The following is a 25,579-nucleotide window of genomic DNA, read 5'->3' as shown; positions in this document are numbered from 1 at the left end:
GTTACATGGCCCCTTTCTTTCTTTGTCTGTAAAAGATGAATGCAAAAACCGGCGCACCGATGAATGCAGTAATGACGCCGACCGGCAATTCCGTCGGTGAAATAATCGTGCGGGCAATCAAATCACAAATAATCAGCAGTGTTGCGCCGTTCATGAATGACAATGTGAGCAGATGACGGTGATCCGACCCCCACAGCAGACGCGTCATATGCGGCACGACAAGACCGATGAAACCGATTGTCCCTGAAACAGCGACAGCCGCGCCCGTCAGAATTGAACCGCCGATTAAAATCATGAATTTCCGTCGCTTTACATTGACACCTAAATGGTGCGCCCGTTCTTCGCCGAAAAGCATGGCATTCAATTCACGTCGATTGAACCACAGCATTAGTGAACCGACGATAACAAACGGTAAAATCATTGTAATGTAGTTCCAGCCGCGCATCGACACGCTTCCTAGAAGCCAGCCGATGATCTGTCGCAGCTCTTCCCCTGTCAGCGCTATCATGAGCGACAAGACGGAGCCGAGGAATGAACCGAAAATGATACCTGTTAAAATGATGGTTTCCATTTTCATAGAACGATCGACAAGACGGGCGAAACCGAGTACAAGAAACATGGTCAGAGCGGCGCCGATCATACTGAATACGGGCAGCGTATATGCGCCTAAGAACGGGATGGAAATACTGAAAAAGAGTGTCACCACAGCACCGACCGAGGCGCCGGATGACACTCCGAGTGTGTATGGATCTGCAAGCGGGTTTTTCAATAATCCTTGGAAAGCTGCCCCCGCGATTGCGAGAGAAGCACCCACAAGTCCAGCAAGTACGACGCGCGGCATGCGGATTTTCCATAGAATTGTTGTCGCCGTTGCATCTGCCGACCCATTCCATAACGTACTAATCGGTAACTTCACCGTACCGATTGAAACACCGAGCCAGACCGCCACTATGAGTGTGGCGGCGGATACGATGTAGGCAACGCTTGATTTATTCACCGAAAACCTCAGGGTAAACGGCTTTCGCAACTTCTTCAAGACCTTCAGCCAGACGTGGGCCTGTACGGCTTGTCAAGTTTTCATCAACTTGAACGACTGCATCTTCTTTAACGGCTGTAATGGTATCGAAACCGGCACGTTTTTTAACGCTTTCAATAATATCCGGTACATAGTTATACATAACGATGATGACATCTGGATTTTTATCAACAATCGCTTCGGGATCTATCATAACCCAACCTTCTTCTGACACTGCGTTTTCCGCACCAATCATATCCAACATTTCTTGCATGAATGTATTTTTTCCCGGTGTGTAGATTTCAGGGGCGTCAGATGTTTCAACAAACACCGTTTTTTTGTTTTCTGCTTTTGCCGTTTTCGCGACGACTTCTTCCACTTTCGCTTTCATATCGCTTACGATTTTTGTAGCTTCTTCTGTTTTCCCTGTTGCTTGACCGATTGTTTCAATCGTTTTGTATGTTTCTTCAAAGTTTGCTGCGTTTTTCACAACGAAGACAGGGATTCCCGCGTCTCTGATTTGTTGCAAGCCTTCTTCGCCCGTTGAAAGTCCAGATTCGTGTGCGAAGACGATTTCAGGGTTCATAGCAACAATTTTTTCAACGTTAAATTCCATACCGCCGATTTTTTCTTTTTCCAATGCTTCTGCAGGGTAATTATCAAAGTCATTGACACCTACGATTTCAGTTCCAAGTCCAAGTCCAAAAAGGATTTCCGTGTTGCTTGGCATCATGGACACAATTGTCGCTGGAGCCTTTTCGAATGTAATTTCTTTGCCAATAGCGTCTGTTAATGTAATCGGGAAATCAGCTTTGACTACGTCTTCTTTCGGCGTGTCGTCTACTTTCTTTTTGTCATCTGTTGCTGTTCCGCCACATGCTGCGAGCAGCAATACGGTTAGGACAGCCATTAGTCCTAATTGCCATAACTTCTTCATGTTTAATTCCTCCTGTTTGTTCCAAAAAAAAATCCTCCGCGTGTTGCCGGAAGAATGGTTTCAGTGAAAATCAGATTGATTTACGTTGACTTTCACCAATCCTATCCTCGTAGGTTTTACGGTTGATTCGCAAAGGCAGGTCTCCTGGCTTGTGCTCAACGCTTGTCGCGTCTTCCCGGATTCAGTAATCCAGTGACTTTTTGCGACTTGCTCACACTTACAGTGGCGGGACCGCGCCGGCATTGAACCGGCTTCCCTTTTAACCCCGTTTTGAGTGCGGGGCACCTTTACGTTTTGGTATGTAGTTGGTGTTCGGTTTCATTATACTATATATTTCGAGTGTGTCGAGGGGTGGCGGTATTTGTATATTGGTGGGCGATCAAATATGGCCGGGTTTCGATCAATGTTCCGTGGTACGCGATCAATAACGGTCGGGTTGCGATCATTACTACGTGGTTTGCGATCATTCAAGGCAGCTTTGCGATCATTCTTGGCGGTATTCCGATCAATACTTTTCGGTGCGCACTCATTCACAGCCCTATACAGAAACTATCACCAGCGTAATTCACGTAAAAAACCGCCACACTGGATGTGCGGCGGTCGATGATTTACTTTACATTTTTTCCGGTGCGGAGACGCCGACTAATTTCAAGGCGTTTGCAATTGTTGTGCGGACCGCTGTAATCAGTGCTAGTCGCGCTGCTGATAGTTCACGATTTTCCGGATCCAAAACTTTTTCAGCGTTATAGAAGCTGTGGAATGTGGATGCGAGTTCTTGGATGTATGTTGTGACACGGTGCGGTGCACGCAATCTTGCTGCATCGCTGATGACTTTCGGGAAATCCCCTATTTTCTTCAATAATTCAAGTTCTTTTTCAGCTTGCAGTAAAGAGGTATGTTCTACGGATGCGGATATGCCTGCTTCGTCAGCTTGTCGCAGAATCGAAGAGATCCGTGCGTGTGCATATTGCGCGTAGTATACCGGGTTTTCATTGGACTGCGAAATGGCAAGATCCAGGTCAAAGTCCATCTGCGAGTCGCCTGAACGCATTGCGAAGAAGTAACGTGTGGCATCCAAGCCTACTAGTTCGACCAATTCACGTAATGTGACGGCTTTTCCTGTCCGTTTACTCATCTTGAACTTTTCTCCGTCTTTGTATAACTGGACCATTTGTGCAACGCTCACTTCCAACGTGTCACGGTTATAGCCGAGGGCCTCGATTGCCGCTTTCATACGCGGAATATAGCCGTGATGGTCTGCACCCCAAATATTGATCAGTTTGTCGAAACCGCGGAACAATTTGTTTTCATGGTAGGCAATATCGGGTGTCAAGTATGTGTATGTGCCGTCGTTTTTAATAAGTACGCGGTCTTTATCGTCCCCAAATGTCGTCGAGCGGAACCAAGTGGCACCGTCTTCTTCATACACATGGCCATTTTCGCGTAGTTTGTTCAATGCAACATCGATTTTACCGTCTTCGTATAACGATGTTTCAGAAAACCAATTGTCAAATGAAACACGGAAATCTGCTAGGTCTTTTTTCAGTTTTTCCAACTCATACTGCAATCCGTATGCACGGAAAAACGAGTAACGCTCTTCTTCAGGAACGTTGGCATATTTATCGCCGAACTCTTCAACAAGCTGCTTTCCTAGTTCGATGATGTCCGGCCCACGATAGCTGTCCTCAGGCATTTCTTTGTCTACTCCAAGTGCCTGGAAATAACGAACTTCAACGGATTTTGCGAGATTATGTACTTGATTGCCCGCGTCGTTTATATAATACTCACGTGCAACATCGTATCCTGCAAAGTCTAGGATATTGCAGAGGGAATCCCCTAATGAAGCTCCGCGTGCGTGTCCTAAGTGAAGGTCGCCAGTCGGGTTTGCCGAGACGAATTCAACTTGAATTTTTTCATGTTCGCCCGCATTGGATCGACCGTAATTTCCGCTTTGGTCTAAAACCGTCTTCACGATATCGCCTAAGAAATCCGTTTTCAGTTTAATATTCATAAAACCGGGGCCTGCGATTTCAATCGATTTGATGGATGTGCCGGAAGTGTTCAGTTTTTCCAAAATCGCTTCTGCAATTGCGCGTGGCGGTTTTTTCGCAATTTTCGTCAGTTGCATTGCAATGTTCGTTGCATAGTCGCCGTTTTCCTTATTCTTGGGTGTTTCCAGCATAATGTCCGGAATGTCTGCCTCTGCAGCAAGTCCCGCTTCAATTACAGCTTGACGCAATGCCGTTTTCACTTCATGTTGAATTTTTTCAATTGCATTCATTGTTTTCCCTCCGCATAGGTAATCGTTAGTTCGTGTTCGCCAAGTAGTGAACCATCTGCATGCAGTGCATAGTTCACGCTGAATCTTCCTTCGGAACCGTTCACTTCTTCCTTGTATTCAAGTCGATGCGTTTTGACGACCAAGTTGAATGCCGCAGGTCCGCTCCCAAAATTCCCCGCTTTCACTTCGCTTGGATGAAATGGAAGTCGCATCGTAACCGCTCCGTTGCGCATAATAAGTGCGTTTTCTGCACTAAGTTTGACGGTCGTACGGACTTTATCCCCATTTTGTTCTTCTTCAAATTTTAAATAGGCTGTACCTGCTTTTTCGATGAGTTCTCCTATAGCAAGCAAGTCGTGCGTTTCCTCGTCTTGTCCCGGATGACGGATTGTTGAATGGAGCCGTATAGTCACGTTTTTCCGTGATTCCATCTGGTCACCGCCTTTTCTGGAAAATATCTTCTTATTATAGCTCTTTTCCACCTTACATATCAATCTTCCGAGCATTGGATGTTTTTCATGAATTTCCGTTTAATCTCCTCTCGTGCGTCGCATACTAGATGCAACGACTTAAAACGGGATGTGATGCTTTGCAACGGACAGTCTATGTGAAAAAGAAAAAGAGGCGTACGACTTTGAAACGGTCGATTCTCTTAATCATTACGATGCTGACAGCGGTGTTGACCATCTTTCTTTCACTTCGACTCTACGCACAAATTACGGGAGCACCTTCTTTAACTGTACCTAAAGCCTCCGTGTTTCTCGATAATAACGGCAAACAGATTGGCGACCGTTTTACGGCAGAACGACGATACTGGGTTGACCTTGATGAAATATCCCCGTTCCTTATCGACGCCTTTATCGCAACAGAAGACAAACGTTTTTACGATCACAATGGACTTGATTATCGGAGGATTGCAGGGGCCCTTTTGAAAGATATAAAATCAGGTAGTAAAACGGAAGGTGCTAGTACGATTACGATGCAGTATGCTCGTAACCTTTATTTGACAAACGAAAAAACGTGGAAACGTAAAATTAATGAAGCCCTGTATGCTTATCGGATGGAAGTATTTTACGATAAGGAAACGATTTTGGAAGGCTATTTGAATATCGTTTACTTCGGTCATGGGATGTATGGCGTTGAAGCGGCGAGTAAGTTTTATTTCGGAAAGTCTGCGAAAGATCTTACACTTGAAGAATCGGCGATTATTACCGCAATTGCAAAGGGACCTTCTATTTATTCACCCATTGAAAATCCCGAAAAGTCGAGGGAACGTCAACTCGTTGTTTTATCGCTCATGGAGGAACAAGGATATATTACAGAACGGCAGGAAACAAGAGCAAAGAATGAGCAAATTGCATTGAAGACACGTGAATGGGCAGATTCAAAGCGGGTCGCCCCCTATTTTCTTGATGAAGTATGGAAAGAGGCAGAAAAAGTGCTGACGGAGAAAGGTCGATATCCTGCTGAAGGTGGCTGGACGATTCGCACGACGTTGGACCAGCATCATCAGCAGACTGCCGAAGAAGTCATTGAAAAGTGGATGCCGGACAGTGGCTTACAAGTCGGTTTCATGTCAATCGAACCCGAGACCGGGGCCGTTACATCGCTCGTGGGCGGAGTGGATTATAAGGAAAGTCCATTCAACCGCGCGACGATGGCAAAACGTCAACCAGGTTCTGCGATGAAACCTGTATTGTATGCTGCTGCGCTTGAGAACGGTTTTAATCCGCTGACTTTCTTATCAACTGAGAAGACAATTTTTACGTATGACGATGGAAATGCTGAGTATGAACCGAAGAATTTTAATGGTAAATTCGCCGATCATCCCATTTCGCTTGCACAGGCGTTAGCCATTTCAGACAATATTTTCGCGGTAAAGACACTGGAAGAAATCGGTTATAAAGAATTCGGAACAATGGCAGATCGTCTTGGCATTGACGCGAAGTTTCCCCCATCACCGGCTGTTGCGTTGGGTACGTCCATCGTTACGCTATCCGATATGACGAACGCCTATAACCGGATTGCTTCAGGCGGGACTGCGGTTGAACCGATGACGATTTTATCGATTACCGACTCTGAAGGAAAATTAGTCTACGAACATCCGAAACAGAGCAAAAAACATGTTATCTCGGAACAGGATGCATTCGTTCTAACTCATCTTATGACGGGCATGTTCGATCCTGTATTCAATGATTACACGTCTTCCACCGGCTTGTCGATGCGGCAAAAACAGACTCGTCCGTACGCGGCGAAATCAGGAACGACGATTTCGGATCAGTACTTGATTGGTTTCACTCCTTCACTAACGGCCGGCATCTGGACAGGCTATGACGTGGGTGAACAATTGACGGATGAGCAGGACAAAGCTGCATCTAAAAATATTTGGATTGAATTCATGGAAACCGCACACGAGGGACAAAAACCCGAGCCATTCATCCCACCTGAGGGCGTCAATGGCGTCGTCATCGATGTTTTAACAGGCGGCATTGCAGTTGAGGGGTGTTCAAAGCAACGACTTGTCTATGTGAAGGAGAAAAATATGCCACAAAAGTTATGTACGGACAAAACGTTAAGGGAAAAACGGTCTTCGGGTAAAAACGATAGCAAAAAGTTCGACTTGTTCCCGTTTTCGTTTTTTGATTGATGATGTGTAGGTTGGTTGGTTTGAGCGGTTTATGGGTTTATTGAGCGGGACGCGCGAAGGATTGATCGCTTATCGTGTTTATTGAGCGGCGCACGGGAGGGATTGATCGCTTCTCGCGTTTATTGAGCGGGACGCGCGAGGGATTGATCGCTTCTCGCGTTTATTGAGCGGGACGCGCGAGGGATTGATCGCTTTTCTCGTTTATTGAGCGGGGCGCGCGAGGGATTGATCGCTTTTCTCGTTTATTGAGCGGGGTGCGTATTAATTTAGACGATTGCGTGTTGTTCGGCAATTTATTCCCATCAAAAAAGCTTTCCGTACCTGGGTTGAGTCAGGTTGGAAAGCTTTTTTACCGTTCACGGCGTCCTGTTGAAAAGGGTATCTTGCTTGGGTTTGAAAGATGCACCAATCGGATGGACAAATTCGATTCCGGTTGTCCTAGCTTACAACTGCAAGCCATGATTTTAGTTTACTTCGTTTTAGGCTGACATTCAACCTTGGAAGCAAAAGTATGCGAAAGATGTCACATGTTGTTCATATTCCGGGTGATTCCACGCCAAGATCGATGCGAAGTTTCGGTTCGCTGCGTTCCCACATTTCCTTATTATGACTTTCTAGGAATTCGGCGAGGATTTTTTTCGACTTGTCATCCATCTGGTCGACGATAATGTGACGCTTCATCGATTTGTCCATCCGGTTCACGTGATCTGCAAGCACTTTGTAGCCACGACGTTTTTCACGATTGACGACCATTTCACATGCGGTGACACCTGCATAATATGGACCTTCTTCTCTGAAATCGATTGTGACCCAGACGAGCCAATATGGTTTTCCACCTTCGGAATCTTCACGGTTCAACGTGAATTTGACACCGCGTTCCGTATCGCTTCTTGCGTGCATAGCACCAATTTCAATTTTGGCGATTCCTTCATTGATGTCAACAATGACAGGTGACACGTTTTCCAGTGACAATGCCCCGATGCCGAATCCTTTGTGTCCATCGGTCGGATCATTCTTTATAATCGTGAAACCTAATTTCTGTTTCGGTTTCTGCTCATTTGCCATTCGTCTGTCCCCTCCATTTCTGATAGTATATATACTATAACGGATAATGGTGGAGAGGGGGAAATGGAATGCCATATATAACGGTAAAAATGCTTGAAGGTCGCACGGAGGACCAGAAGCGTGCACTTTGCGAGAAAGTGACGGCGGCCGTCTCTGAAACAACTGGAGCACCGACTGAAAAGATCACTGTTTTCATCGAAGAAATGACGAAAAATAATTATGCGCTTGGTGGAAAACGTTTAAGTGATGTTGAGTAAGGATTAAGAGTCGGCGCTTGCCGGCTTTTTTTGTTTTCAATTAATGCCACACAAAAAGCCACCCTAGTAGGCAGCTTCGATTGTCAATTCACTGTGCTTTGTTGCAATTCGTCGATAAACGTGAATGCAGTATCCATTTCTTGTTCGGTGAAGTTCAGTTTATTTTTCACGATGTGAACTTTGGCGATTTGCTCGTCTTTTGTTAAGTGGTCGAAGTAGAGCAGCGTCGATACAAGTTCTAGGAAGCGGGAGCTTTTGCCGTTCATCCGTTCGATGCACTGTGCCAATTTATCATGCGGCGGTTCGGCTGTTTCAAGGAACTGTTTTCCTTCATCCGACACATGGTATGTGTATTGGATATAAGATTTTTTGTCTGAACATTGTTCTGATAAGAACCCCATTTCGCAAAGCTCTTCTATGCGTAAGGTCAACTCTTCCGAATAGGGCCCGTACATATGTAGCTCATACTTTTCAGCGAATGGGAAATTCATCTTTTTTGCGATAAAAACCATTTTTTGCAGCTTTTTTCGGCCGTTCACTTCAGTCGCAAGTGAAATGAACTGCGCGATTCTAGCGTGTTCTTGTAGCAAGATGCCACTCCTTTCTACCCTTTTAGCATGTCCAAAATTTGCTTATACAAAGGGTTACCCTCTTTTCCTTGTTCCAATATATCTTCCGGGAAATACAATTTATGGTCTGTCCGGCGCTTTCCTGAAATGGCATCCACAATATCCGATGACCTAGACAATTCGCTTAGCTCGCCCGTCGCCATTTGTAAGTAGATCGGCAATCGTTCACTTTCCTCACCTGGTCTGTAAAAGTCATAAGGTAGGTCGGATGAAGAATCCGCTACGAGGTAATAGGCGGGGTCGATTCCCGCTTCTTTGAATAATTGTTCCAGTTCGCCAATTTTACGATATTCCGTCGCCGGATTAAACTCTGTATGCTGAAACAATTTTCGGTTGATGAACCGATAGCAAAGGTCCGATAAAATTGGGTCAACTTCTTTCATCCACATTTGGAAATAAGTCAGCAATATACTTTCGTCCAATGAAATATAATCTTCCAGCTCAAATGTCCTGTCAAAGAACGACTTGAAATGGAATGGCTCAAATTTAAATATATAGCTAGCTTCATATAACTGTTTGGCACGATGCAATATTTTCGTCAAAATGACTTCCGCACTGCGTGATACGGGATGAAAATAAACTTGCCAATACATTTGGTAACGGCTCATGATGTAATCTTCAACTGCGTGCATACCGCTATATTTAATAACTGCCTGCTCCTCCGTCGGTCGCATGACGCGTAGAATACGTTCCATATCGAAATGGCCATAGGATACACCTGTGAAATAGGCATCACGTTGCAAGTAATCCATCCTGTCCGCATCAATCTGACTTGAAATAAGGCTGACCACAAGCTTGTCAGGATACGTTTTGCCGATTACGTCTGCCACTTTTTGCGGAAATTCAGTCCCAACACGCTTGAGTACCGCATTTACTTCGGTGTCGCCAAGCAGTATCTGTTGTGTGAATAATTCATGGTCCAAATCGAATACTTTTTCGAACGCATGTGAGAAAGGGCCATGCCCAAGATCATGTAAGAGCGCTGCACAAAGCGTTACAAGTCGCTCGTCATCGTTCCACTCACGTCTTCCACTGAATCCGTCGTCGATGATGCGCCGAACGATTTCGTAAACGCCCAACGAGTGATGGAAGCGGCTGTGCTCAGCTCCGTGGAAAACGAGATAGGTCGTGCCCAATTGCTTAATCCGGCGGAGTCGCTGAAACTCACGTGTACCGATGACATCCCAAATCACTTTATCGCGTACGTGGATGTAACGGTGCACCGGATCTTTGAAAACTTTCTCTTCTGGTAGTTTTTCATCTCTATATTCCATCGTGCACCTCCTCCAACTCATTCCCTTTAGTATAAACAATAAAGAGCTTTGTAGGAAGATGAAAAAGACTCATTCCACTTTTAAATCGATAGAATGCTTTCACCCTGTGAATAAAACCGTGAAACTCTGTCCACACTGACAGTAGAAAGAAACTATGAACATGGCAGGAGGCACGGAGATGGTGAAAGTTAGACAGGATGCTTGGATTGAAGAAAATGATACGTTACTAGCAGACACAGTTTTACGGCATGTGCGTGAAGGCAGTACACAACTGAGTGCATTTGAAGAAGTTGGTGACGCATTAAATCGTACGGCGGCAGCTTGCGGATTCAGATGGAACGCCGTTGTCAGACGTGACTATGAAAAAGAACTAGAAGATGCAAAGAAAGAACGCAAGCAAGCCATGCGTGTGCTCGGCAAAGATTTCAAAAGACGCGGGCAACAACTTTATGTCCCTTCACAGGGTGAACAGGAAGATAGTAAAGCGGCAGTTCCATTATCAGCCCTTTCCCTGGACACCGTTATCGCTTATCTCGTCCGCATGCACCATACAGGTGTCGGCGACAGTGAGTCATTACGTTGGCGGCATACGGCGAAGCTTGCAAATGATCGGGCGGAAAATCTCGAGCAAGAGGTTGAAAAACTTCGTCAGGAGAATAAAACCTTGCGCTCCGATTATGAACAATTTGTCCAAATCATGAACCGCGCACGCCGCCTTGTCACACTTAACGGAGAAGACGATCGCACTGCACCGGTTTTTAAGATGGAACAGAATGGTAATCTAGTATCGAAAGAACCGCCCATCAACCATTGATGGGTGGTTTTTTCTTTTATGGGGGTTGATTGGGCTTCGGGAGGTTTTGTTGGTTGCTTTGAGCGCGCGGGTTGGTGGATTGATCGCTTCGGTGCTTGCTTTGAGCGCGCGGGTTGGTGGATTGATCGCTTCGGTGCTTGCTTTGAGCGCGCGGGTTGCCCGAAAACGTTGCAAAGTTTCTCCCGGGCCTTGGGAGGTTTTTCCGAGAGTCGCAAACATAGTGAGTCTCCGTTTTTCATTGCACAAAAAAAGACTGTCCCACTCGATTTCCGGGGGACGGCCGTTTGTTATTACTTTGTTAATAGTTTATTGTTGCGTTCGACGACGCGGTTTAAATAGAATGTGTATAAGTCCATTTCTTCCGGTTTGAAACTTCCCATTTGAATGTTTTCCGTGAGTTCGCGCAATGCCAGTTGGATGCGGATAATAATGTCGCTTACGGTGATTGGTGTTTCTAACAGTTCGGATAGTGATGCCATCACTTCAGGTTCAATGACGGGGTATGTGAATTTTGTTTTTTCGCCTTGCAGGCCAGTGTCATATAAATCGCGGATGAAGGCGGCTCGTTCCTCCCCACTTCCTTCGACGCATAAATAGACTTGGATGGCAATCCCCTGGCGTAGTCTGCGCTGTGAGATGCCGGCGAATTTACGTCCACCGATGCTGAGATCGTAAGAACCGGGGCAATATGACCCTACGATTTCGTAAGCTTCTATCTGATTGGCAGCCTCGGGGAATAGCTTGCGAACGAATGCCAGCATCACTTCATAACCCGCTGGAATATCGATTGCAGTGTCTTTTTCAGATAGGACGATTGATATATTGAGAACGCCTTCGTCCAACACGACTGCTAGACCGCCTGAATTGCGGACAATCGGCGTGTAGCCAGCCGTTTGAATCATCGACACCGCTTCTTCGATATGCGGAAGTCGGTGGTCTTGGATGCCAAGGACAATGGTGCGATTATGGACCCATGTCCGGATGGTCGGGATGCTGACTTTTTGGCCGACAAGGTGACACAATGTATCGTCTGCTGCAAATGATTCCAGCGCAGAACGTGTGCGTGCCGTCATCGATTCATCGATGAAACGCCATTCGGGTATACGTAATTCTTTTTCGTAGTTTGTCATTTCAACGTTCTCCTGCTCATAGACTTTGTGCTGCGGTGATAAGGGCAAGCTTATAGACGTCATCTGCGGAACAACCGCGGGACAAGTCATTTACGGGTGCGTTTAATCCTTGTAGAATCGGTCCGATTGCTTCGTAACCGGCAAGTCGTTCCGTCATTTTATAGCCGATGTTCCCAGCTTCCAGCGACGGGAATATGAAGACATTTGCATCACCTTGAATAATTGAATCCGGTGCTTTTTTGGCTGCGATTGCGGGAACATATGCAGCGTCAAACTGGAATTCCCCGTCGATCACTAAATCAGGTGCAAGCGCTCCAACAATTTTTACAGCTTCTGCCACTTTAACCGTTTCCTCTGTTACGGCCGATCCTTTCGTCGAGAAAGACAACATTGCAATACGCGGTTCGATACCGAATGCCCCAGCCGTTTTTGCACTTTCAACTGCAATCTCCGCGAGTTCCTGTGCGGTTGGCGCAACTGTGATGGCACAATCCGCGAAAACGAGACGCTCCTCACCTTTCATCATGATAAACGCCCCGCTTGTCCGTGAAATACCCGGTTTTGTCTTAATGATTTGAAGAGCCGGTCGGACTGTATCAGCCGTCGAATGTGCAGCTCCGCTGACAAGACCATCCGCCCGTCCTGTGTAAATAAGCATCGTGCCGAATGTATTGACATCTAAAATTTGCTCACGTGCTTGTTCAACTGTCGCTTTTCCACTGCGACGCAAGACGAATTGTTCAACAAGTTCTCCTAAATAAGGGGCGCTTACTGGGTCGATAATTGTAATTCCCGCTATTTCAGCTCCCGTTTCCAATGCCGCTTGCTTCACCAAGAGTTCATTGCCCAGCAAGACCGGCTCCACTAATCCTTCACTATGCAGACGGGATGCCGCCTCCAAGACACGGGAATCTGTGCCTTCTGGTAGTACAATCTTCTTTTTATTGGCAATCAAAGTAGTTTTTATTTCATCAAATAGATTCGTCATTTTAATGCCACCTTTTCGGGGAGTCGTTTGCTCCTAGCATACACCAACCACCCGTGTGTTAAAAGAGATTCAGTTCATGTCAAATTCGTGACGGGGCCACGTGTCACGGTTGTTTTTTGTTCGTTTGTGCTACACTTAAACTGGACACATAATTCGATTCGAAGGAGTGCAAACAAAATGAACGAAGCAGCTACTACACTCGATGGATGGTATGTATTACATGATTTACGCTCAATGGACTGGGCTTCTTGGAAATTACTATCAAAAGAAGAGCGCCAAGTTGCCGTTGATGAATTCCTTGTCTACCTTGAGAAACTTCAAAAAGCAGATGACGAAAAAACAGGCAGCCACGCATTCTATACAATTGTTGGACAAAAAGCGGATTTCATGCTGATGACTTTACGTCCCACAATGGATGAATTGCAAGAGCTTGAAGCAGAATTCAATAAGCTAGCAATTGCAGATTTCACGATTCCTGCGTATTCATACGTTTCGGTCGTTGAACTGTCGAACTACGTTGGTGGCGATTCCGATGAAGATCCATACCAGAATCCGTATGTACGCGGACGTTTGTATCCTGAATTGCCTCGCAAACCGTATATCTGTTTCTACCCGATGGATAAAAAACGCGATGGCGATGACAACTGGTATATGCTCGATATGGACAAACGCAAAGGATTGATGCGCAGCCATGGTTTAATCGGCCGTAGTTATGCAGGAAAAGTGAAGCAAATCATTTCCGGGTCTGTCGGTTTCGACGATTACGAATGGGGTGTAACACTGTTTGCAGATGATGTACTCCAGTTCAAGAAACTCATTTATGAAATGCGTTTTGATGAAGTGAGCGCACGCTACGCTGAATTCGGTTCGTTCTTCGTCGGTACACTTATGGATGACGAGAAAAAAGCATCATTCTTTACTGTGTGATATAAGTGAAGTCGCATCTTGTATGCGGCTTCTTTTTATTGTTCACATATTTGAATTACATACTGCATAAAGTAGTTGCAAGGGGGTTGTGCCGTGCCAGCGATACGAGCCACTGAAGAGCAAGTCGAGCTGCTTGCACGATTAATGCGTGCTGAAGCGGAAGGTGAAGGTAATTTGGGAATGCTTATGGTTGGTAATGTGGGAGTAAATCGCGTGTATTCGGATTGTCTGGACTTTAAGAATATCCGCAACTTAAGGGATATGGTCTTCCAGTCTCCGGGAGGTTTCGAGGCGACGACAAAGTCTTATTTTTATCAACGAGCACGTGAACGGGATAAAAAACTTGCAAGACGGGTAATTGCAGGCGAACGTTTCCATCCCGCAAGCCGCTCACTCTGGTTTTTCGAACCGACCGGGGAATGCCCTGCCCAGTGGTATAACCAATGGAATACCGGCAGATACAAAGCGCATTGCTTTTTCTCTCCCACTGAACAGGATTGCCCAAGAGTGTAAATCAAACGATGAAAGGATGAAAAATTGGTTCAATATTATTGGAACCCTAACTATCAAAATCAACATGTCGGACCACCACCAGTGACAATTCCTAGCGGGCGGCCGACTGCTCCACCCCCGCGAGAGGAATCATACATTGAAAACATTTTGCGACTCAACCGGGGTAAGCCTGGTACTTTTCATTTTTCATTTGAACACGCTGTGGAGGCGGGCTCAAATACGAAAGTTGTACGTGGTATTGTGGAAGCGGCCGGCCGCGACCACGTCATTCTTAGTGATTTGAAGACAAAGGATCGATACCTGTTTCCAATGATCTATTTCGATTTCGCGAAATTTGATGACGAGCTTAGTTATTTTCCACAACGGCCATAAACAAGGAAAGCGACAGCGCCTTGGTCAGGGACGACAACCATAAGTTGAAATGGCTATGCGGCGTTCCTTACTGCGCAGCCGGGCTGACTTATGACTCAAGCCACTAAGCGCTTGAACTAAACAGTAATCCAAATTTAAAAAGTCTTTCGCAAGGCCTACTAAAGGCTCTGCGAAAGGCTTTTTTATTCCCCCACTTTTTGTTCAACTGTAAGCCGGAATCTTTCAAGCTCATCGACGCGGATTGCAGCTGCATGAAATTCTTTTTTCATGCCGAGGAACAGCGTTGCCTGTTGTGGCTGATCGAAATGAATGACACATTGGGGTTTCAGTTCTTCAAAATCGCGGGCGATAAAATCAATTATCCCTTCTTCTTTTATGTTAGTAGAAGCCGCCTTTTCCCCCCAATCAATCCGAGTGATAGCATCAAATGGAATTTCCATTCGCTTTCCAAGTCCAAGGGAAACCCGGATTCTATCATCTTCAACTGTAAGCGGATTAAGTCGCACTGTTTGAATATCAGCGATGACATAGATGACCGAATAAATATTCAAAATGAGCAGTACAATCGACAAAATGATTGATTTGTCATGCAGCCACCAATGAAAGCCGAGTGTTTCAATGACAATTGCATGGATAAGCATGATATTGAATGCAATGAGGCTTGTTTTCTGATGCAAAGAAAATGCTTTCTCTTGAATGGATGGTTGTTGTTTCCATGATGCAAACGCATAGTAAAACATGAGTGCCTCAGCTGCAATTAGTGTAATAACTGGTTGAGCGGATACTCTATCTTTTACTTTTTCAGGAAATGCGAACAAGACACTCGTATTCCCTTCTTTTATTTCTCGAGCAATGGTCGGCACATGCTTCAAAAGAAGAACAATAAGGCCAATTTCCGCAACTAATAGAATCCCTTCGAAGCCAATTGCCGCATAAGGAATGAACGCAAATGGCTTGAAGTATGCAGCGGGAATGACAAAACGTGCTGCAACAATCCCAAGTACCATAAATGTGATGAACCGTTTTACGCTGAATCCTTTGTTGCGGGTCATCGCAATAATGAGAAGCGGTGCAACAATAAAAAAATCGATTAGTGAACCGATGACCACGCCTTTTGAATCCGCCGGCATCGGGATAATGGATAGACGATAGACGAGGAAGTTACTAACAAGGACAAGCAACAGCAATAGCCCGAATAGCCATTGTTTTGACTTTGGGCGTGTTATAACCAATGAAACCCCTCCCTTTTCTATTATATATGTTGAACTAATGATTCTATAAAATCTCTAGCGAAGGCGCCTCACTGGGGTAGCTGAGCGTTGTTGAGAGGATTCTTTATGTCTACATATATAGTATACCAAAACAACAAAGCAAGAATTACATTATTGTGACATTTAATTGAATAAAAAAAGACAAGGGTGACTCCCCTCGTCTTACTTTCCAAATTTAACAGCTGCAATAATCAGCATGATCCAGCCGGCGATGAAAGCAACGCCGCCTATTGGTGTGATAGCGCCCAAGATACCGATACCCGATAGGCTGAGTATGTACAGGCTGCCTGAGAAAATGATGATCCCCGCAAGAATTAAATAGCCCGCCCAACTCAATTGCGTAATTGGGCCGAGTATTGATTTGCTCATTAGTACACCGATAATGATGAGGCCAAGTGCATGGAACATCTGGTACTGAACGGCGGTTTCCCATATAGCTAAATAATGCTCCGATAACCTATCTTTTAGCGCATGCGCACCGAAAGCACCGAATGCGACAGCAATAGCGGCGTTGACAGCTCCCGCGATAATGAAAAACGGCATGTTTTCCCCCTCTTTCTTATTCCTTTAGAAATCAAAGATAGATCCGCCATTCGCGTCCTCTTCTTCAAGTAGTGTCCCTTCAAATGATGTGAGTGGCTTTACTTCATTGCCAGTCGAAAGCATTTTGGGAACAATCTTCTTTTCCTGCTTTACTTCGTCGCCAAGCGCGACCTCACAAAGTGATCTGACGGCGGACAGTGCCTCTCGCATTGTACGCTCTTCTCCAGCTCGTTTTGCGATTGACAGTTGACGTTCCATTTCTAAAATGATCCGGTCGTATGGAATCATCTTTTTCCATCTCCCTTTTTCCGCTCAACTAATAGGCAGTCCATACCTGACGACCGTTTGACAACGGCCGATGGCAATTCACGGGTTTTAAAACCATGTGCTCTGCAACCGCGCGGATTCTGCGGGTCCCATGTCACATAAAAGTGGCGACATTCAAAACAATTGACAGCCACAGCCACCACCCTCTTTTCATCTAACTTTACCACGGTTTTTCTACGAGTTACAGAGAGTCGCTCGTTTTACACCAGTCGATTGGTGCTTCATTCCACGATTCTAAAATTTGGTTGGTTTGTGAGTATGGACGACTGCCGATGAAACCCCGGTGTGCGCTAAGCGGACTCGGATGAACCGATTCGATAATTGCATGGCGCGATGTGTCAATGTGCTTCTTCTTCAATTGCGCGGGGCGCCCCCATAAAATGAAAATAATAGGCTTTTCGCGCTTTGATAATTTGTGGATCAATTCATCAGTGAACGTTTCCCACCCTTGCCCCCGGTGGGAATGAGCTTCCCCTTCGCGAACGGTAAGGACCGTGTTGAGCATCAGCACGCCTTGACTTGCCCACCCTGTTAGCGTACCCGTTTCAGGAAGTGGACACCCCATATCCGTCTCGAGTTCCTTGAATAGATTGCGAAGGCTCGGTGGAATTTTCACACCCGGTTTCACTGAAAAACTCAACCCATGTGCCTGACCGTGCCCGTGGTATGGGTCTTGTCCCAAAATAACGACTTTCACATCATTGAACGGTGTCAATTTGAAGGCGGTCCATAACTCTTCCTTTTGTGGATAAATTGTTCGCTCTTCATATTCTTTGGTTAAAAACGCATGGAGTTCCACATAATATGGTTTATTGAATTCATTCTTGAGCACTGTATCCCAGTCATTTTTGAAACGGATTTTATCCAACAATAGCATCACTCCTTAAATTCAATTGCCACGTCATAGCCTGCAAATGAAAACATTTCGTGTAGCGTTCGTTCTGCATTTTGTTGTGCCGTCGTCAAGACACCTTGTCCAGTCGTTTCTTCCAAAATCAATTTTTTCGCTTCTTCAGCCAGTTCGTATGCCTCTTCAATATTCGCTTTCTCACGGAATGCTCCTTCGTAGGAGTACACTTCGACTTTATCAAAATAAATTTCTGCGCCACCTAAAAATGATGCAGGAGGAAGTGTGATTTTAGCTGTTTTATTCGCTTCATCCATCTCGATGTCTTCTTCGGTCAACGCGGACAAGTCAACTCCCGCTTTGATCGAACCCGGAACAACGACGAGCAATTGCCGTTTAGTACCCGGCAAGTTAAGGCCGATGCTTTGTCCGAATAATGTATTGTCTTGTCGTTCGATGACGACTTTTGTGTAAGCTTCCGCTGTTGCTAATTCGTTCAATTCTTGGATTTGCTCAAGAAATGCACCTTTACTTTCCGTAAATGTACTTCCCGATTTCAGAAAATGCATTGTCGCAAACGGGATCGTAACAATTAGTAGCAGTATAATCAGTGCAATAGAGATGAATGTCTTTTTCCACAATGAAAAGAAAACTTTTCCTACACGCCAAAATCCGGTCGGACGGTTTTCAACCTCTTCTACCGTGACGGCAGTTTCCTCTTCAGAAGCTTTCAATTCTTTTAACAGCTGTTCGATTTCATCTATTTTACGTTCATTTTTATATTCGTTCGACATTTAATCCCCCTTTTCCATCATTTTCTACATATATTTGTACGTTTAGACTCTCGAAAAGTTTCATAACAAACAACTATATAGGGTGAAATAAAGTATTTCATTGAACCCGCTACGCGCTCGGTTACCCGTTTTAAGGCGCCTACGCTTAGTTTCTATAGAAAGTCATTTATTCAATATGTACAGCAAGACATGGTAGGATTAGAGTAGGAGGGATGCAACTTGGCAGATATGCAGTTACGTGAAAAAATGAGAACATTAGCGGATGCGGTGAAACACGGAGAACACGTGCCCGAGCGTTCAAAAAGTATGGGACTTATCGTTTTTCTTATACTTTTCGGAATCGGGATGTTTGTCTTACTTGCTTTCGGGATTGGACTTGTCATGAATGGGCATCCTTTGGGCGCTGTCGTTTCATTCATAATCGTTGCCTTGTTGACGTACTCCGTCTTTAAAATGATGAAAGCCGACGATATCAGGGATTTGTAATTTTCGTTTAACTTGATTAAGATTAATAGTGAATTAAATCCATATAAAAGGAGACTTTCCATAATGACATTGAAAAAGACGTTAACAATAGCAGGTTCAGATACGTCAGGTGGCGCGGGCATCCAAGCTGACTTGAAAACATTCCAAGAACACGGTACATACGGCATGACGGCTTTAACAGTTGTCGTTACGATGGATCCAGCTAATAATTGGAATCATAATGTGTATTCATTGCCGGTTGATGTGTTGAAAGCGCAAATCAAAACGGCATTATCGACAGGCGTCGATGCGATTAAAACAGGTATGCTCAGCACGGAAGAAGTGATCAAAACTGCCGGAAATGCGATTGCAGAGTCAGGTTTGAATCATGTTGTCATCGATCCGGTCATGGTTTGTAAAGGTGAAGATGAAGTTCTTAATCCAGGAAATGTAGGTGCGATGATAGAATATCTTCTTCCAAAAGCTGAAATCGTTACGCCTAACTTATTTGAGGCAGGACAGCTTGCGGGTATCAAAACACCGAAGACAATCGACGATATGAAAGCGGCGGCGGAAAAGATCCATTCACGTGGCGCACGCAACGTTGTTGTAAAAGGCGGTAAACAACTACAGCACGATAAAGCGGCAGATCTATTCTATGACGGAAAGACTTTCACACTTCTTGAAGGGGAAAAAGCGGAAACGCATTACAACCACGGCGCGGGCTGCACATTTGCCGCTGCAATCACTGCGAATCTTGCAAACGGTCTTGAAGTGAAAGAAGCTGTCATTGAAGCGAAAAAGTTTGTCTCTGCTGCAATTGCAAACGGCTGGAAACTGAACGAATACGTCGGCCCTGTCATGCACGGTGCGAAAAATAAATTCGGCGCACCGGAAATTACGTTGACTGAAGTGTGAGATAGATAGATGAATGAATGAAAACGTTAAGAGAGAATGTTCTCTTTTGACGTTTTTTTGTTTTGGTTGGGGATTTGTTGGTGACTTGTCAAACATTACTTGCGTTTCGTTGGAGACTTCACGCTTTTCATCAGACACTTCTTATCTCCCAGCAAGCCGCGGGAATCGCATTCGAGGAATGAATTCTATATACTAGAGTAAAGTAGTGCTTTAGTTTTAAGGAGGATTTTGCATGGAAATCGTAAAACCGGATCATTTACAAGAACTCATTACATCTTTTGCGAATAAAGATGTTTACATCCACCTGGAGACGACAAACGGCTCGTATGCCGGTCATTTTAAAGAGGGCTTTTTTAATGCGGGCGCATTTATCCGCAATGTTGTTGTCAATTTCGAACTGGGAAAAGTGGCTGGAGATTCGCCGCACCGCGTTGGATTGAAACTTCCTTCGGGTTGGATTTATGCACAAGGGATAACGCATTATACAGTCGACGTACATGGTCGTTTACTAATGGCTGGTCTTGAGGCTGAAGGCAAATTGGCGGTCGCACTCGAAATCAGTGAAACGCCGTTCACTTACTAAGGAGGTCATCTTGATGATAAAAAAAGAACGTCACGTATTAGTCATATTCCCTCACCCTGATGACGAAGCATTCGGTGTTTCAGGCACCATCTCAATTTACAGGGAAATGGGTGTGCCAGTCACTTATGCATGCCTAACGCTTGGTGAAATGGGTCGGAACTTAGGAAATCCAGCTTTCGCCAATCGCGAAACATTACCCCAAATCCGCAAAGCGGAACTGCAAAAAGCTTGCAAGGCTATGGGACTTGATGATTTACGGATGATGGGCCTTCGGGATAAGACGATTGAATTTGAAGATGACGAGAAGATGATACAACTCGTTACCGATTTAATCGAGGAAACGAATCCCTCACTTGTCATTTCGTTCTACCCTGGCTTGTCTGTCCACCCTGACCACGATGCTAGTGCACGTGCGGTTGTTCGGGCTATCCGAAGAATGACGGAATCCGAACGTCCTGTGTTGCATACAATTGCATTTGCACATAATACGGCTGAAGTATTAGGCGAACCCGACGTTATTAATGAGGTTTCGACAGTTTCTGATAAAAAAATCGCAACATTGAACGCACATGCTTCCCAAACCGTTTGGATGATGCGTGAGATGGAGAAAAAATTACAGGAAAATGATCCCGAAGCCATTCAACGCCTTTTATACGAGCGTTTCTATACGTACCAATGGGACAAGGATTTTGAATAACAACCGATTTGAAAGAGTCGTAGTCGAAGTTGACTATGGCTCTTTTTTTGTTAAATTAATAGACTGAAAAGTAGAAATGGTATACACTTTATTTACAGGGAGAAAAAAACCGCGTATCATGTATATTTATACATAATATGCACGTTTTATAAAAGGGGAGAAATGATTTTGAAAAAGTTCAGTCTATCTACTTGGCTATTATTCATAGTACCATCCGTTCTTGGGATAGTATTATTTATGATTCCACTAAAGTTCAACGGCGGTTGGAAAGTTCCAATTGCGAAACTTGCAGACATTCTATCCGTTGCAATAGGCCCTGTTATGCCTTGGGTCGCGACGATTATCTTAATTATCGCTGCAGTTGGTTCACTAGTATTTTTGGGTATTAAAAAAGATACTTCTTCCCAATCGTTTATAACGGGATTATTTAAGGTTTCTCCGGTTTGGGTGATTACTCGAATTGTGGGGGCTGTCTACGCGGTACTTGTTATGTTGAAAGTGGGTCCCGAAGCAATATGGGGTGAATCGACAGGCGGTATGTTACTTAGCTCAGATGGTCTAGTTACATTTTTATTTACCATCTTCTTATTTGCCGGACTTCTATTGCCGCTTTTACTGAACTTCGGTCTACTCGAATTTTTCGGAACAATGATGGTGAAAGTCATGCGTCCATTGTTCAAACTGCCTGGTCGTTCGTCGATTGACGCCCTAACTTCTTGGATTGGGGACGGAACAATCGGTGTCCTGCTAACTAGCAAACAGTATGAGGAAGGCTATTACACGAAAAAAGAAGCCGCCATTATCGGGACGACTTTTTCCGTTGTATCTATTACATTTTCCATTATTATCATTGAAGAAGTCGGTCTTGGGGAATACTTCTTACCCTTTTACGGAACTGTCATTTTGACCGGTCTTATATTGGCTTTCATTATGCCACGGATTTATCCGTTGGTCGGAAAGAAACAAGAGTATATTGATGGCAGGCCCTTTACGGGTGATGACGAAAAATTGCCGGAAGGCTACAATGTATTTTCCCACGGACTGGAAAGCGCGCTGAAGAAAGCCGATACGAATCGTTCATTCATTAAAACTGTTTCAGAAGGCTTGAAGAACGTACTTGATATGTGGATTGGTGTCATACCTGTTGTAATGGCATTTGGTACGACAGCCCTTATTATTGCGGAATATACAAGCGTCTTCACGTTTTTAGGAAAGCCGTTTGAACCAGTGCTAGCTGTCCTTCAGATTCCTGAAGCGGCAGATGCGGCACAGCTTATGGTTGTTGGGTTTACGGATATGTTCCTGCCGGTTATTTTGGCGGATGGAATGATCACTTCTGATTTGACCTTATTCGTTGTTGCGACTGTATCTGTGACGCAATTGATTTTCATGGCTGAAGTGGGTGGCTTGCTTCTCGGGTCGAAAATCCCGGTTAACTTCTTTGAACTCGTTGTTATTTTCCTTTTGCGTACAATCATCTCCTTACCGATTATCGCAGTGGTTGCACATTTGTTGTTTTAAATTCGATATTAGTAAAAACAAGCCCGATTCTATAAGAGAATCGGGCTTGTTTTATTACCTATCCAGATTTCAAATTGTTCACTAAAATGTTCCTTCTACCCAAAGAATGAGGAGAAAAAGTAGACATAAAACGACTGCACTGAGTAGGATAAATGCTAGATGCAAACGAATGAATGTCTGCAATGTACTTTGTTGTTTCATTTCCCCAACTCTTTTTGCAACTTTTAAATTTAGTGGAATGAAAAATAGGGAGAATAATAAGCCGGCAGAGATAAAGACACAAACACCTTGAATGAGTATAGATGCATTTAATTCAGCAAAAATATTTCCGACCACAAACAAGGGAATTCCAATCCAAAATCCAAACGTAAGGATCAATAGAGCCGTTGCAATAGTCAACAACATGTAGTTTTTCTTTAAAACAAATATGTATGCTTCCCTATACAATCGCATGCCCAATCCCTCCGTTCTTACCAACACTTTAGCATAGGGCCGAGAATGATTCAAAAAAGACTGCGGGTGATATTCCGCAGTCTGGGTGATTAGATATTCAATTTTGTTCTCAGTTTTGAAAGCATATCTATGGTCATTTTGTCCAAATCATAATTGGTTTTGAAGCCCCACTCAGCCATTGCAGCCGATGGATCGATTGAATCAGGCCAGCTATCGGCAATCGCCTGACGCATCGGATCAACGTCATAGGCCATTTCGAATGTCGGGATTTGTTTCTTGATGGAAGCTGCGATTTGGGACGGATCAAAGCTCATCGCCGTTACATTGAATGCGTTGCGGTGGATAAGTTTTTCAGGGTCTGCTTCTAGCAAATCGACAATCGCTTGCAATGCATCCGGCATGTACATCATATCCATGTATGTGCCTTCGGCGATGAATGACGTGTATTTCCCCTCTTGCAATGCTTTGTAATAAATATCAACCGCGTAATCCGTTGTTCCGCCGCCGGGTTGTGCAACATAAGAAATGAGACCCGGGAAACGTACGCCACGCGTATCCAGACCAAATCGATTGTAGTAATAATCACACAACAATTCACCTGCGACTTTATTGACACCGTACATGGTCGTCGGTCGTTGTAGTGTATCTTGTGGTGTATCTTTTTTAGGCGTTGACGGTCCGAATGCACCGATGGAACTTGGTGTGAAAAACTGCATATCCAATTCCCGTGATACTTCAAGGGCATTCATGAGCCCTCCCATATTAAGGTTCCAAGCAAACAGTGGCTCGGATTCAGCTTTGGCGGACAATAAAGCGGCCATATGCATCATCGTGCCCGCGCCAAAGTCTTTCGCAAGTGCATGCATACGTTTTGCGTCAGTCACGTCAAGTACTTCAAAAGGCCCTCCTGCAGTAACTTCCGAATCCTTATGCCGTATATCCGTTGCCAACACGTTGTCCGCACCATATTCTGATCGTAGCTTTGTAATCAATTCAGAACCGATTTGCCCAAGGGCACCTGTTACCATAATCTTTTTCATCTATTATTCCTCGCTTCCGGAACGATTGTGTTTTTGGAGAGTACACTGGGTTATTTATTTTATATCAAATACTGATTTATAGGCTTTAATTCATTATAAAATGTTCTTCTTAAAAAGACAACATTGAATTACAGCACCGCAACCACTCGTCGGACTTTTCTGGTATAATGAAAGAAAACTTGAGGTGTACGATGTCTAAAAAGAAACCGGCTGTTTTTTCAAATGTGTTCCAATGGGTTTTACTTATTGCTGGAGGTATTCTGCTGACGTTTATTCTCCTGTCATTCGGTTTGCAGAGATGGATTATTTTCATCATTATTCTTGTTATATATATTTCAGTGTCTGCATTCAGACCGATGTATATTATTTACAAAACAAAATCCCTTCGTTCGATTGATCGCTATGTTGCCCGCAATCATAAAAAGCCTATTTTCGGTTATTCCTATGCATTGGCGCATGGCAATGAACGTGATATCGAAGAGTCGTTGAAACGGATTATGAATACGTATAAACAAGAGGATATGTATGATGTATACGGTTCAAATCTTGCCTTATTTCAAAATGACCCTAAAAAGTTACTTGAGCATGTGGATAACATTAGTAGCCAGGAATACAAAGATTATTACAGTGGCTTTGCCTATGTGATGTTAGGCAACTTTGACAGGGCTAATGAGTTCCTTGGTAAATTGCGCACGCCGTGGATGATTCATGCTTTAAAAGCATTCGCTGCACTGAAACGAGGATCCCAAGAAGAGTTTCGTCAAGAAGCGGATCAATCCGTCAGTAGTGCGGTTGGCATGCAGCGCTATGTTTTACACCATACGCTGAATCGATTTGAGACAGTCGGTTTTGCAAAAGCTTAACAGTAAAAGTCCGCTTAAAGGCGGGCTTTTTTGTATGTAGTAAGTGTGTGCGAGGAGTGGCTTGTCTATTCTTGGTTATGCATTTTGCCATGACAGTTTCCCGGATTGCCCTTACAGTTCCGCGATTTGCCATGACAGTTTCGGCGGGCCATTACAGTTTTTCATTTTGCCATGACAGTTTCCTAGATTGCCATTACAGTTCTGCGATTTGCCATGACAGTTCCAGCGAGCCATTACAGTTTTTCATTTTGCCATGACAGTTTCCCGGATTGCCCTTACAGTTCTGCGATTTGCCATGACAGTTCCAGCGGGCCATTACAGTTTTTCATTTTGCCATGACAGTTTCCCGGATTGCCCTTACAGTTCCGCGATTTGCCTTGACAGTTTCGGCGGGCCATTCATACTGGT

Annotated in this window: 29 protein-coding genes and 1 riboswitch; of the genes, 13 read left to right on the top strand and 16 right to left on the bottom strand. The window is 44.5% G+C overall.

Features of this window, described 5'->3' with window-relative positions; translation table 11 throughout:
* Position 1: 1 nt before the first annotated feature.
* The 4 genes from FILTAD_RS01645 to FILTAD_RS01630 all read right to left on the bottom strand — a co-directional run bounded on the left by FILTAD_RS01645 (position 2) and on the right by FILTAD_RS01630 (position 4,664).
* The gene (locus FILTAD_RS01645; RefSeq protein WP_124068763.1) at positions 2-997 is read right to left on the bottom strand and encodes a FecCD family ABC transporter permease; all 996 of its coding nucleotides are present in this window, start codon (positions 995-997) and stop codon (positions 2-4) included.
* Positions 990-1,952, bottom strand: a complete 963-nt coding sequence (locus FILTAD_RS01640; protein WP_124068762.1) for an ABC transporter substrate-binding protein — start codon at positions 1,950-1,952, stop codon at positions 990-992. The genes FILTAD_RS01645 and FILTAD_RS01640 overlap by 8 nt, the downstream gene beginning before the upstream one ends.
* A gap of 117 nt (positions 1,953-2,069) precedes the next feature.
* Positions 2,070-2,256: riboswitch (cobalamin riboswitch) on the bottom strand.
* Positions 2,257-2,565: 309 nt separating this feature from the next.
* On the bottom strand, positions 2,566-4,233 hold the full coding sequence (gene argS / locus FILTAD_RS01635; RefSeq protein ID WP_124068761.1) for an arginine--tRNA ligase: 1,668 nt from the start codon (positions 4,231-4,233) through the stop codon (positions 2,566-2,568).
* Positions 4,230-4,664, bottom strand: a complete 435-nt coding sequence (locus FILTAD_RS01630) for a YwiB family protein (RefSeq protein ID WP_160117542.1) — start codon at positions 4,662-4,664, stop codon at positions 4,230-4,232. The genes argS and FILTAD_RS01630 overlap by 4 nt, the downstream gene beginning before the upstream one ends.
* Before the next feature lie 158 nt (positions 4,665-4,822).
* On the opposite strand from FILTAD_RS01630, the gene FILTAD_RS01625 reads away from it, so the two are divergent.
* Positions 4,823-6,880 (top strand): transglycosylase domain-containing protein, encoded by a 2,058-nt coding sequence (locus FILTAD_RS01625; RefSeq protein ID WP_124068759.1) that lies wholly within the window; start codon positions 4,823-4,825, stop codon positions 6,878-6,880.
* A gap of 534 nt (positions 6,881-7,414) precedes the next feature.
* Here the strand turns inward: FILTAD_RS01625 and FILTAD_RS01620 are convergent.
* Complete coding sequence (locus tag FILTAD_RS01620) at positions 7,415-7,945, bottom strand: YwhD family protein (protein ID WP_124068758.1); 531 nt, start codon at positions 7,943-7,945, stop codon at positions 7,415-7,417.
* Positions 7,946-8,013: 68 nt separating this feature from the next.
* On the opposite strand from FILTAD_RS01620, the gene FILTAD_RS01615 reads away from it, so the two are divergent.
* Positions 8,014-8,202, top strand: coding sequence for a 2-hydroxymuconate tautomerase (locus FILTAD_RS01615; RefSeq protein ID WP_124068757.1), 189 nt, complete (start codon positions 8,014-8,016; stop codon positions 8,200-8,202).
* 83 nt (positions 8,203-8,285) lie between these two features.
* On the opposite strand, the gene FILTAD_RS01610 is transcribed toward FILTAD_RS01615, so the two are convergent.
* Both FILTAD_RS01610 and FILTAD_RS01605 read right to left on the bottom strand, forming a co-directional pair.
* Positions 8,286-8,792, bottom strand: coding sequence for a YwgA family protein (locus tag FILTAD_RS01610; RefSeq protein ID WP_124068756.1), 507 nt, complete (start codon positions 8,790-8,792; stop codon positions 8,286-8,288).
* A gap of 14 nt (positions 8,793-8,806) precedes the next feature.
* The gene (locus FILTAD_RS01605) at positions 8,807-10,105 is read right to left on the bottom strand and encodes an HD domain-containing protein (protein WP_124068755.1); all 1,299 of its coding nucleotides are present in this window, start codon (positions 10,103-10,105) and stop codon (positions 8,807-8,809) included.
* A 178-nt stretch (positions 10,106-10,283) separates the two neighbouring features.
* Between FILTAD_RS01605 and FILTAD_RS01600 the strand changes: the two genes are divergently transcribed.
* Both FILTAD_RS01600 and FILTAD_RS01595 read left to right on the top strand, forming a co-directional pair.
* Positions 10,284-10,919: an RsfA family transcriptional regulator gene (locus tag FILTAD_RS01600; protein ID WP_124068754.1), complete on the top strand. Its 636-nt coding sequence runs from the start codon at positions 10,284-10,286 to the stop codon at positions 10,917-10,919.
* Between the two features lie 18 nt (positions 10,920-10,937).
* On the top strand, positions 10,938-11,258 hold the full coding sequence (locus FILTAD_RS01595) for a hypothetical protein (protein WP_124068753.1): 321 nt from the start codon (positions 10,938-10,940) through the stop codon (positions 11,256-11,258).
* On the opposite strand, the gene lipL is transcribed toward FILTAD_RS01595, so the two are convergent.
* Positions 11,210-12,049 (bottom strand): octanoyl-[GcvH]:protein N-octanoyltransferase, encoded by an 840-nt coding sequence (gene lipL / locus FILTAD_RS01590; RefSeq protein WP_124068752.1) that lies wholly within the window; start codon positions 12,047-12,049, stop codon positions 11,210-11,212. The genes FILTAD_RS01595 and lipL overlap by 49 nt on opposite strands.
* 16 nt (positions 12,050-12,065) lie before the next feature.
* Positions 12,066-13,037 carry a phosphate acetyltransferase gene (gene pta / locus FILTAD_RS01585; protein ID WP_124068751.1) on the bottom strand — a complete coding sequence of 324 codons (972 nt, stop codon included), beginning with the start codon at positions 13,035-13,037 and terminating at the stop codon, positions 12,066-12,068.
* A gap of 177 nt (positions 13,038-13,214) precedes the next feature.
* On the opposite strand from pta, the gene hemQ reads away from it, so the two are divergent.
* The 3 genes from hemQ (at position 13,215) to gerQ (ending at position 14,849) form a co-directional block, all read left to right on the top strand.
* Positions 13,215-13,964 carry a hydrogen peroxide-dependent heme synthase gene (gene hemQ / locus FILTAD_RS01580; protein ID WP_124068750.1) on the top strand — a complete coding sequence of 250 codons (750 nt, stop codon included), beginning with the start codon at positions 13,215-13,217 and terminating at the stop codon, positions 13,962-13,964.
* Positions 13,965-14,108: 144 nt separating this feature from the next.
* Positions 14,109-14,477 (top strand): cell wall hydrolase, encoded by a 369-nt coding sequence (locus tag FILTAD_RS01575; protein ID WP_148085376.1) that lies wholly within the window; start codon positions 14,109-14,111, stop codon positions 14,475-14,477.
* Between the two features lie 24 nt (positions 14,478-14,501).
* Positions 14,502-14,849: a spore coat protein GerQ gene (gerQ, locus tag FILTAD_RS01570; RefSeq protein ID WP_124068748.1), complete on the top strand. Its 348-nt coding sequence runs from the start codon at positions 14,502-14,504 to the stop codon at positions 14,847-14,849.
* Between the two features lie 182 nt (positions 14,850-15,031).
* Here the strand turns inward: gerQ and FILTAD_RS01565 are convergent, their stop codons facing one another.
* The 5 genes from FILTAD_RS01565 to FILTAD_RS01540 all read right to left on the bottom strand — a co-directional run bounded on the left by FILTAD_RS01565 (position 15,032) and on the right by FILTAD_RS01540 (position 18,631).
* Positions 15,032-16,081 carry a beta-carotene 15,15'-monooxygenase gene (locus FILTAD_RS01565; RefSeq protein WP_124068747.1) on the bottom strand — a complete coding sequence of 350 codons (1,050 nt, stop codon included), beginning with the start codon at positions 16,079-16,081 and terminating at the stop codon, positions 15,032-15,034.
* A gap of 201 nt (positions 16,082-16,282) precedes the next feature.
* Positions 16,283-16,663, bottom strand: coding sequence for a DUF423 domain-containing protein (locus FILTAD_RS01560; RefSeq protein ID WP_124068746.1), 381 nt, complete (start codon positions 16,661-16,663; stop codon positions 16,283-16,285).
* Positions 16,664-16,687: 24 nt separating this feature from the next.
* Positions 16,688-16,951: a YwdI family protein gene (locus FILTAD_RS01555; RefSeq protein WP_124068745.1), complete on the bottom strand. Its 264-nt coding sequence runs from the start codon at positions 16,949-16,951 to the stop codon at positions 16,688-16,690.
* 220 nt (positions 16,952-17,171) lie between these two features.
* Positions 17,172-17,858: a uracil-DNA glycosylase gene (locus FILTAD_RS01545; protein WP_238988117.1), complete on the bottom strand. Its 687-nt coding sequence runs from the start codon at positions 17,856-17,858 to the stop codon at positions 17,172-17,174.
* Between the two features lie 8 nt (positions 17,859-17,866).
* On the bottom strand, positions 17,867-18,631 hold the full coding sequence (locus FILTAD_RS01540) for a DUF4230 domain-containing protein (RefSeq protein ID WP_124068744.1): 765 nt from the start codon (positions 18,629-18,631) through the stop codon (positions 17,867-17,869).
* Between the two features lie 219 nt (positions 18,632-18,850).
* Between FILTAD_RS01540 and FILTAD_RS01535 the strand changes: the two genes are divergently transcribed.
* The 5 genes from FILTAD_RS01535 (at position 18,851) to FILTAD_RS01515 (ending at position 22,815) form a co-directional block, all read left to right on the top strand.
* A complete protein-coding gene (locus FILTAD_RS01535) occupies positions 18,851-19,117 on the top strand; it encodes a hypothetical protein (protein WP_124068743.1) in 267 nt (88 codons plus the stop codon).
* A gap of 63 nt (positions 19,118-19,180) precedes the next feature.
* Positions 19,181-20,014 (top strand): bifunctional hydroxymethylpyrimidine kinase/phosphomethylpyrimidine kinase, encoded by an 834-nt coding sequence (thiD, locus tag FILTAD_RS01530; RefSeq protein WP_124068742.1) that lies wholly within the window; start codon positions 19,181-19,183, stop codon positions 20,012-20,014.
* Positions 20,015-20,246: 232 nt separating this feature from the next.
* Positions 20,247-20,597 carry a YojF family protein gene (locus FILTAD_RS01525; protein ID WP_124068741.1) on the top strand — a complete coding sequence of 117 codons (351 nt, stop codon included), beginning with the start codon at positions 20,247-20,249 and terminating at the stop codon, positions 20,595-20,597.
* Positions 20,598-20,610: 13 nt separating this feature from the next.
* The gene (gene bshB2, locus FILTAD_RS01520; protein ID WP_203229615.1) at positions 20,611-21,294 is read left to right on the top strand and encodes a bacillithiol biosynthesis deacetylase BshB2; all 684 of its coding nucleotides are present in this window, start codon (positions 20,611-20,613) and stop codon (positions 21,292-21,294) included.
* Between the two features lie 168 nt (positions 21,295-21,462).
* Positions 21,463-22,815 carry a YjiH family protein gene (locus FILTAD_RS01515; RefSeq protein ID WP_124068739.1) on the top strand — a complete coding sequence of 451 codons (1,353 nt, stop codon included), beginning with the start codon at positions 21,463-21,465 and terminating at the stop codon, positions 22,813-22,815.
* An 81-nt stretch (positions 22,816-22,896) separates the two neighbouring features.
* Here FILTAD_RS01515 and FILTAD_RS01510 read toward each other — a convergent pair whose 3' ends face one another.
* Complete coding sequence (locus FILTAD_RS01510) at positions 22,897-23,268, bottom strand: hypothetical protein (protein WP_124068738.1); 372 nt, start codon at positions 23,266-23,268, stop codon at positions 22,897-22,899.
* 89 nt (positions 23,269-23,357) lie between these two features.
* A complete protein-coding gene (locus FILTAD_RS01505; RefSeq protein ID WP_124068737.1) occupies positions 23,358-24,308 on the bottom strand; it encodes an L-threonine 3-dehydrogenase in 951 nt (316 codons plus the stop codon).
* A 191-nt stretch (positions 24,309-24,499) separates the two neighbouring features.
* Here FILTAD_RS01505 and FILTAD_RS01500 point away from each other — a divergent pair, with 191 nt between their 5' ends.
* Positions 24,500-25,171 (top strand): hypothetical protein, encoded by a 672-nt coding sequence (locus FILTAD_RS01500; protein ID WP_124068736.1) that lies wholly within the window; start codon positions 24,500-24,502, stop codon positions 25,169-25,171.
* The last annotated feature ends 408 nt before the right edge of the window (positions 25,172-25,579 follow it).

It is taken from the genome of Filibacter tadaridae (assembly GCF_900609045.1).
Lineage (GTDB): Bacteria > Bacillota > Bacilli > Bacillales_A > Planococcaceae > Sporosarcina > Sporosarcina tadaridae.
The sequence above is the reverse complement of the archived record's forward strand: the minus strand, read 5'-3'. Positions and strand labels throughout refer to the sequence as shown.